This window comes from Synechococcus sp. R3-13 (assembly GCF_047462195.1).
In the GTDB taxonomy this organism is placed as follows: domain Bacteria; phylum Cyanobacteriota; class Cyanobacteriia; order Thermostichales; family Thermostichaceae; genus Thermostichus.
In genome coordinates this window covers 1-7897 of sequence record NZ_JANSIO010000248.1, presented here as the reverse complement: position 1 = coordinate 7897, position 7897 = coordinate 1, and the positions used below count along the sequence as shown (strand labels likewise).

Here is a 7897-nt window from a genome sequence, read left to right as displayed (position 1 = left end):
CCGTAGGGTCAGCGATGGGAGTATGTCACGCCACCGGTTGCCGGGTTGGGCGAATTGTTGCCCAGAGGTGTGGATCTGGACTGCAAATCGGCTACAGGATAGGCCCTGTTGTCGATTGGGGCTGCCTCAGCGGATCCCTTTTGGATTTCAGGACATTCGGCAACATTTCCCAAGGCCAACCGTGAACCGACCCCCATCGGCCAGTCTCTCCTGACCCTAACCATCAACTTGTCTTGAAACGACTAGGGCGTTCTGATAAAGTCGAGGCGGGATTTGCCCTGAGAGAGCGGGATCCCTTCTGGACAAGTCTAGGGTCAATGCTATGGCAGTGCGGGTGGGCATCAACGGTTTTGGCCGCATCGGACGGCTGGTGCTGCGGGCTGCTTGGGGCTGGGAAGAGCTGGAATTCGCCCACATCAACGAGATCAAAGGGGGAGCGGCGACGGCGGCCCACCTGTTGAAGTTTGACTCGGTGCAGGGCCGCTGGACTATCGATATCGAGGGATCCGATAACCGGCTGCGCATTCAGGACAAAACCCTCACCTTTAGCGAACGCAAGTCTCCTGGTGAAGTGCCCTGGGCAGAGTTGGGGATCGAGCTGGTGTTGGAATGCTCGGGCAAATTTGTCAAGGCAGCGGAGCTGGATGCCTACTTCAAAGCGGGGGTGCGCAAGGTGATTGTGGCTGCCCCTGTCAAGGACGAAGAGGCCCTCAACATTGTTATGGGTGTCAACGATCACCTGTACGACCCGGCCCGGCACCATTTGCTGACGGCAGCTTCCTGCACCACCAACTGTCTGGCTCCCTTGGTGAAGGTCATCCACGAGGGAATCGGCATTGTTCACGGGGTGATCACCACCATCCATGACGTCACCAATACCCAAACCATGGTGGATGCCCCCCACAAAGACCTGCGGCGGGCCCGCTCCGCTCTGCTGTCTTTGGTGCCCACCACCACCGGCTCGGCCACGGCCATTGGGCTGATTTACCCCGAACTCAACGGCAAGTTGAACGGCATTGCCGTGCGCGTGCCCCTCTTGAATGCTTCCCTAACCGATGCCGTGTTTGAGGTCAGGCGGCCCACCACTGTGGAGGAGGTTAATCACCTTTTAAAAACGGCAGCCGAGGGCCCACTCAAAGGCATCCTTGGCTATGAGGAGCTGCCCTTGGTCTCGGTGGATTTCAAAGGGGATCCCCGCTCCAGCATTGTGGATGCGCCCTCGACGATGGTGGTGGATGGCGCCCAGGTGAAGATCCTGGCCTGGTACGACAACGAATGGGGCTACGCCAACCGCATGGCGGAACTGGCCCGCAAAGTGGCCCGCAGTCTATAGAAACATCTCCCTTGGAGACCTGCCCATGACTTCTGTTTCGACGGCTCAAGCCTCTGCGGTTCGCAACTACGCCCTGGTTACAGCGGCCTATTGGGGGTTCACCATCACCGATGGCGCCATCCGCATGTTGGTGCTGCTGCACTTCCACAAGTTGGGCTTTACCCCGATCCAAATTGCCATGCTGTTTCTCTTCTACGAGATCTTCGGGGTGATCACCAACTTCCTGGGCGGCTGGATTGGATCCCTCTTTGGCCTGCGGCTGACCCTCTACGGCGGCATTGCCATTCAGATCTTTGGCCTGGTGATGCTGGGGGTGATCAACCTGCAGTGGCCGGTCTGGGGCCAGGTGGCCTACGTGATGACGGCCCAAGCTCTGGCCGGGATCGCCAAAGACCTCACCAAGATGAGCTCCAAAAGCGCCATCCGCCTGGTGGTGCCCAAAGAAGCGGAATCCCGCCTGTTTCGTTGGGTGGCTATGCTCACGGGATCCAAAAACGCCCTCAAGGGGGTGGGGTTCTTTGTGGGAGCGGCCCTGCTGCAGATCTTCACCGAAATCTACGGGGATCCCATGGGCTTCCGCATGGCCAACTTTGTCCAGGCGGGGGCGTTGGCTTTGATCTTCTGTTCGGGGGCGCTGCTGCCGGCAGACATGGGCAAAATCAAGGCCAAGATCCCCTTCAAGCGGCTGTTTTCCAAGAGCAGAGAGATCAACATCCTCTCGGCAGCTCGCTTTTTCCTGTTTGGGTCGCGGGATGTGTGGTTTGTGGTGGCCCTGCCGGTGTTTCTCTACGACGAGCTGGGCTGGACTTTTATGCAGGTGGGCAGTTACATGGCCATCTGGGTGATTGGCTATGGGTTCATTCAGTTTGTAGCGCCGCAACTGCTGGGTGGGGGTCGCCCTGGCCGTGCTCCCAAGGCCCGCACCATCCAGATTTGGACCTTCGTGCTGACGGCGGTGCCGGCGATCATTGCCACAGCCTTCATGGCCGGGCTGGCACCGGAGCTGGTGATCACCGGCGGCTTGATCCTGTTCGGGATCGTCTTTGCCTTCAATTCGGCAGTGCATTCCTACCTGGTGCTGGCCTACACGGAAGACGACGACGTAGCCCTCAATGTGGGCTTTTATTACATGGCTAATTCCGGCGGGCGGCTGTTGGGGACGGTAACTTCTGGGATCCTCTTCCAGTTCTACGGATTGGAGGGCTGTCTTTGGTTTTCCACCCTCTTGATCTTGGCGGCGGGGCTGTTCTCGTTGAAATTGCCGGATCCCAGCAAAACCCCGGTGGAGTGGGTGGTTAAGCCAGGGGATTGAAGATGGAGGGCTACCAGCCGAGATGATGCAGTCCGCTCAACCCAATCCACACATGGATGGGCAGGGAAAGAAGTCTGCGCTGCCGATGCAACTCAGCCCAAACAAGAGGCCCAACGATGAGATAGTAGAGGAGCAAGCAGCTTTTCCGGCAGCCTATGAGCCTGCGCATTGTTCCCACGACGCCCTTTCCCGGCCAAAGACCCGGCACTTCTGGCCTGCGCAAGCCGGTGTCCGTGTTTCAGCAGCCCCACTACCTGGAAAACTTCGTCCAATCCATTTTTGATGTCCTAGAGGGATCCGCCGGCCAAACCCTGGTGGTGGGGGGAGATGGCCGCTACTACAACCGCGAGGCCATTCAGATCCTGCTCAAGATGGCGGCGGCCAACGGCATCGGGCGAGTCCTGGTGGGCCAAGGAGGGATCCTCTCCACGCCGGCGGTTTCCTGTCTCATCCGCAAGTACGGCGCCTACGGGGGGATCATCTTCTCTGCCAGCCACAACCCTGGCGGCCCCCAGGGGGATTTCGGCATCAAGTACAACATCGGCAACGGTGGCCCTGCCCCGGAGAAGGTGACCGAGGCCATTTACGCCCGCACCCAGCAGATCCGGGAGTACCGCATCCTGGAAGCTCCCGATGTCGATCTGGATCGCTTGGGCGAGCAACGGCTGGGGTCCCTCACGGTGTCCGTCATCGACCCGGTGGCCGATTACTTGAGCCTGATGCAGCGTCTGTTCGATTTCGAGGCCATCCGCGACTACCTGGCTTCCGGGATCCGCATTGCCTTCGACGCCATGCACGCCGTCACCGGCCCCTATGCCCACGCCATTTTCCAGGGATCCCTGGGAGCGCCAGAGGGCAGTGTGCTCAACGGGCAGCCCCTGCCGGATTTTGGCGGCGGACACCCGGATCCTAACCTGGTGCATGCCCGCCCATTGGTGGAACTGTTGTTTCGGGAAGATGGGCCGGACTTTGGGGCCGCTTCCGATGGGGATGGGGATCGCAACCTGATCCTGGGCCGCCAATTTTACGTGACCCCCAGCGACAGCTTGGCAGTGCTGGCAGCCAATGCCCACCGGGTACCCGGCTACCGAGAAGGGCTGGCGGGAATTGCCCGCTCCATGCCTACCAGCCAGGCAGCGGATCGGGTGGCGGCCAAGCTGGGGATCCCTTGCTACGAGACCCCCACCGGCTGGAAATTCTTCGGCAACCTGCTGGATGCCGGCAAGGTCACCCTCTGCGGGGAAGAGAGCTTCGGCACCGGATCTCACCACATCCGGGAAAAAGACGGGCTCTGGGCCGTCCTGTTTTGGCTGAACATTTTGGCCGTTCGACGGCAGCCGGTGCGGCAGATTGTGGAAGAGCACTGGCGCACCTATGGGCGCAACGTCTACTCCCGTCACGACTACGAGGGACTGCCGGTGGAGGTGGCCGAAGCGCTGATGGCAGACTTGCGACGCTCCCTGTCCGGGTGGGTGGGCCAGCGCTTGGGATCCCACACAGTGGCTTATGCCGATGACTTCAGCTACACCGATCCCGTGGACGGCAGCACCACCAGCCACCAAGGGATCCGCATCGGCTTTGAAAATGGCTCCCGCATCATCTACCGGCTTTCTGGAACCGGCACCCACGGAGCCACCCTGCGGGTGTACCTGGAGCGATTGGAGCTGGATCCCGCCCGGCATGGCCTGGATCCCCAAGTGGCCTTGGCCGAACAGATTCAACTGGCCGATCACCTTGCCCAGATTCGCGCCCGCACCGGTCGGCAGCAGCCAGACGTCATCACCTAACCCGCCGCAACTGTTGGCAGGGATCCTGCCGGCGGCGGTTCCTGGAGAAGCGGGGATCAGAGCCTGAGGCCATCCCAGCCGGTCGCTTCGGCGTCGCGGAGCAGAAAGGTGCCGATAGGGGAGGTGATGGGAGAGGTCAGTTGAAAATCTCCCCGCTCTTGGGTGAGGCCCACCGGGCGACTGGGGAAAGCCACCAGGATCCCTTCCAGGCGCAGCGACTCGGCTACCGGATCGTAGGCCAGGCGCAGCTCAAAATCCCGCAGGTCGCGGCGAACTTCCACCCGGCGGATCCCTTCTTCCGTCAGGCCCAAGCGCAGCCGCCAGTGATTTTGCCATCGCGTGCCGAGAGTGGCATCCAGCTCCAGGCCATAGGTAGAGATCTGGCCCAACCGGGGATCGTAAACCGCCTGCAGGGCATAGCTGATCCCTGGTTCATACACCTCCAGGCCGGAGCGTTGATCCCGGTTAAACGTGGTGCTGCTGCGCCCCCGATATTCCAGACGGATCGGTTGCAACTGCCCTTCGTTGAGGTCGTAGGCCGTCTGCAACTGAATGTTGAACAGATCGGGAGCGGTGTTCCAGGTGAAGTTGGCGTTGAGGGTGTCCCACTTCTGGGTGATGAAGTCGTAGCCAAGGCTGGTGTCCAGGCGCACCAGGTTTTTCACCTCTGCCTGCAGCTCCTGCAAGTTGCGGGAGGCAATCGCTGCCAAATCCTCCGGGGTATCGTCGGGGAAGGTCAGGGCTATCGGCAGCTCGCCGGGCAGGTCATCTTCAAAGGCAATGTAGCCTGGGGGCACATCGGGTAGGGGATCGCGGGGCGTAAAGAAGCTGATGTTGGCATTGATGCGATCCACATCTTTAGGGCTGGTGGAGAGGGTTTGGAAGGGCACAGAATTGTTGCCGTAGAAGGTGCGGCTGTAGCGCAGGTCGATGGTATTCCAGTCGGCAGGTCTGAGGCTGAGGCGAGGGTTGAGGCTGACAGTAGACTCCTGGTCGGGAGTGGAGTAGAGAACTTGGGTGTAATCGATAGAACCCGGCATGAAGGTGATCCAGGGATCCGGTTGAATATCGTTGAACTGGAGGCTGGAGCGCAGCTCGTAGCGATTGAAAAAGTGGAGGCCCGCCCCCACCTCCTGATCCGGCTGTTGCTCTTGAGTCAGGGTGAGGGCGCTGCTGAGAGCAATATCGGGCGTGATGCGAACGAGGTCGGGGTTAAAGGCCAGCTCGAAGTTGCGACGCGGCTCGTTGTCGCCATTGGAACTGCTGTAGGCGCGGTAGGCCAGGCGATAGGTACCTCCCCAACTGGGTGGGGTCAGTTGAGTGCCCAGCGTCAACCGCGCATCGGCAAAGTCGGGGCCATCTTTGACGCTCACCCGCTGGTTGTAGTCCAAGCGCAGATCCGATTGCAGCCAATGCACGCCCCCGTAGCGCTGAGTGTGGCTGAGGGTGAGGGGGAAGCTGTAGATGCCCCGCTCCTGGGATCCGGTGCGGCTGATGTTGAGGGTGGTGGTGGAGAGATCCCCCTGAAAGGTGGCGTTGAGGCGGAGATCGGCGTTGTCGTTGCGTCCGCCGGCAGGACGGTAGGTGTTGTCCAGGTTGAGGTTGAGCTGTCCCCGCAGTTGGCCTTCCTGCCCAAAGAGGTTGGCAGCGTAGAAGTCGAAGTTGTGGTCGATGCGGAAACGGCTGGAGAAGCGCTGTTGGTCAGCTTCGGTCACCAAGTAAAACTGGGCTCGCCCGTAGTTGACGCTGTCCGGAATGGGCAGGATGTAGTCATGCAAGAAACCAATGCCCACCCCTTTTTTCTGGATGACATCCAGCCGCAGGCCGCCGAAGTTGTATTCGTCGAAGCGGTAGGCCCAACTGGATTTGACAAACACCCCCTCTGTCTCGCTGCGCCCCGGCAGCACCCATTGGTGATCTCGCAGGCTGTAGATGAACAGGGGGAAATAGGCGATCTGAAGGCCCGCCCGCAGATCCCCTGCTTCTGTCAGCTCGCCGCCGGCAAACACGCGGGCGTTGTAGACGATCACCCGGTCATCGGGAAACACCTCCACCCGATCCCCTTGCACGTAGTGGGTGATGGGTGGCTCTGGCGAGGTGGTGACGGTGGCTTTCTCGAAAAAGATCTGATCCCCCAAAATGGCGGTGGTCTCTTGGCTGCGCACAAAAACCTTGGTGCCCGGCTCCTCCCCCGGCAGAATGACCAGCGAGCTCTCAAATTGGGCGGTGCGACCGGGGATATCCAGATCCAAATTTCGCCCTTCGATTTGCCGGATCCCCCGCCCTTGGGGGCCAGGGGGCTGCTCCATGCGAAAAGGGCCCTCGCTGCGCAGGCGTCGCTCCCGCCGATAAAACAGCAGCCGGTCGCCGGTGATGCGGGTGCCGTCAGCCAGTTGGATCAAGGCGTTCCCCTCGGCAATGCCCAGGTCCTGTTCGGCGATGTAGCTGAGCACATCCCCACTCACGTTGATTTGATCCGGGTCGAGGGGGATTTGCCGCTGCGGGGTGGCCGAGAGCTGCTGGCGGATTTGGGATCCCTGGCTAACGTTCCCTGTCGCCGAGACGGCATCTGCCCCGGTGCCCAGATCCCGCAAAAGGGGGAACTGCTCCAGCAGTTGAGGAGCCAGGGGTGAGCCCGCAGTGGGGACAAAGGCTTCCCTGCCCCTTTGAGTGGCCATGGGGGATCCCGTCAGCCCCGACGCAGGGGCGGCATCTGCCAACAGGACACCGCCCAAATCCAAGCTCCCACCGGCTTGGGAGATCAAGGGAGGAACCGTCGAAGCTGGGATCCGATTTAACCTTGCCTCTGAACCGGCTCCACCTTGCAGTTGGGCCGTAGCCCGGTTTTCGCCATTGGATTCCGATCGCGTTAGCGGGACGGAGTCCTTGGTGGGGCGCAGCCAGGGTTGCTCTTCCACCTGCAGGGCTTCAGCCTGAGAAGTCATGGGCTGGGAAAGCTGGAGGGAGTTCAGGCTGGGAACTGCCGCGGTGGGCGTCGCCGGTGAAGGGGGTTGGGGAGAAGGTGTTGCCTGGGCCTGCTGCGCCTGTCGCCGAGCATGGGCTGCTGCCCCTTCGGCCAACAGCCGTTGTAGCCGCTGTCGGTTCAGTTCTTCTGGCGTGAGGGGCTTTTCAGGAGAGTTGGCAAGGGGAGGGGATCCAAAGTCTGAAACCGGGGCCGTAGGGGGTGGGGTTGCCGCAGTCAAGGCTGTAGCAGGCAGAGAAGATTGCGCCTCGGCCAAGGTGATGGGCTCCTCATCGGCGGCAGCCATCGGTTCTGGACTGGAAGCCCGGCGGGCCGGTTGCAGGCGCTGAACAAGTGTTTGCGCTGACCGAAAGCGCTGGTAGCCCTCCAGAGAGAACTCCGTCCCGCCGACGCCAACAGTGGGCAGGGGATCCAACTGGGCGAAGACGGCCTCTCCTGTCCCCAACCACAGGGAGCCGCCATCTGCATCTTGGCCTGGGTCA

5 protein-coding genes are annotated in these 7897 nt (G+C 61.1%); 4 read left to right on the top strand and 1 reads right to left on the bottom strand.

From position 1 onward, the window contains the following. From NW856_RS07745 to NW856_RS07730, 4 genes are all read left to right on the top strand, one after another. The coding region (locus tag NW856_RS07745) for a hypothetical protein (RefSeq protein WP_414399725.1) at nucleotides 1-185 on the top strand (185 nt) is incomplete at its 5' end. A 137-nt stretch (nucleotides 186-322) separates the two neighbouring features. Further along, a complete protein-coding gene (locus tag NW856_RS07740) occupies nucleotides 323-1333 on the top strand; it encodes an ArsJ-associated glyceraldehyde-3-phosphate dehydrogenase (protein WP_414399724.1) in 1011 nt (336 codons plus the stop codon). Nucleotides 1334-1358: 25 nt separating this feature from the next. Continuing rightward, nucleotides 1359-2645 carry an organoarsenical effux MFS transporter ArsJ gene (gene arsJ, locus NW856_RS07735; protein ID WP_414343360.1) on the top strand — a complete coding sequence of 429 codons (1287 nt, stop codon included), beginning with the start codon at nucleotides 1359-1361 and terminating at the stop codon, nucleotides 2643-2645. Nucleotides 2646-2800: 155 nt separating this feature from the next. Further along, nucleotides 2801-4432 carry an alpha-D-glucose phosphate-specific phosphoglucomutase gene (locus tag NW856_RS07730; RefSeq protein ID WP_414399723.1) on the top strand — a complete coding sequence of 544 codons (1632 nt, stop codon included), beginning with the start codon at nucleotides 2801-2803 and terminating at the stop codon, nucleotides 4430-4432. Between the two features lie 56 nt (nucleotides 4433-4488). Here the strand turns inward: NW856_RS07730 and NW856_RS07725 are convergent, their stop codons facing one another. Further along, nucleotides 4489-7860, bottom strand: a complete 3372-nt coding sequence (locus NW856_RS07725) for a hypothetical protein (RefSeq protein ID WP_414399726.1) — start codon at nucleotides 7858-7860, stop codon at nucleotides 4489-4491. Between the last annotated feature and the right edge of the window lie 37 nt (nucleotides 7861-7897).

Bases quoted from the DNA above. Each gene is read 5' to 3' on its own strand.
- NW856_RS07730 (WP_414399723.1), top strand. From the start codon at position 2,801: ATGAGCCTGCGCATTGTTCCCACGACGCCCTTTCCCGGCCAAAGACCC.
- NW856_RS07740 (WP_414399724.1), top strand. From the start codon at position 323: ATGGCAGTGCGGGTGGGCATCAACGGTTTTGGCCGCATCGGACGGCTG.
- arsJ (WP_414343360.1), top strand. From the start codon at position 1,359: ATGACTTCTGTTTCGACGGCTCAAGCCTCTGCGGTTCGCAACTACGCC.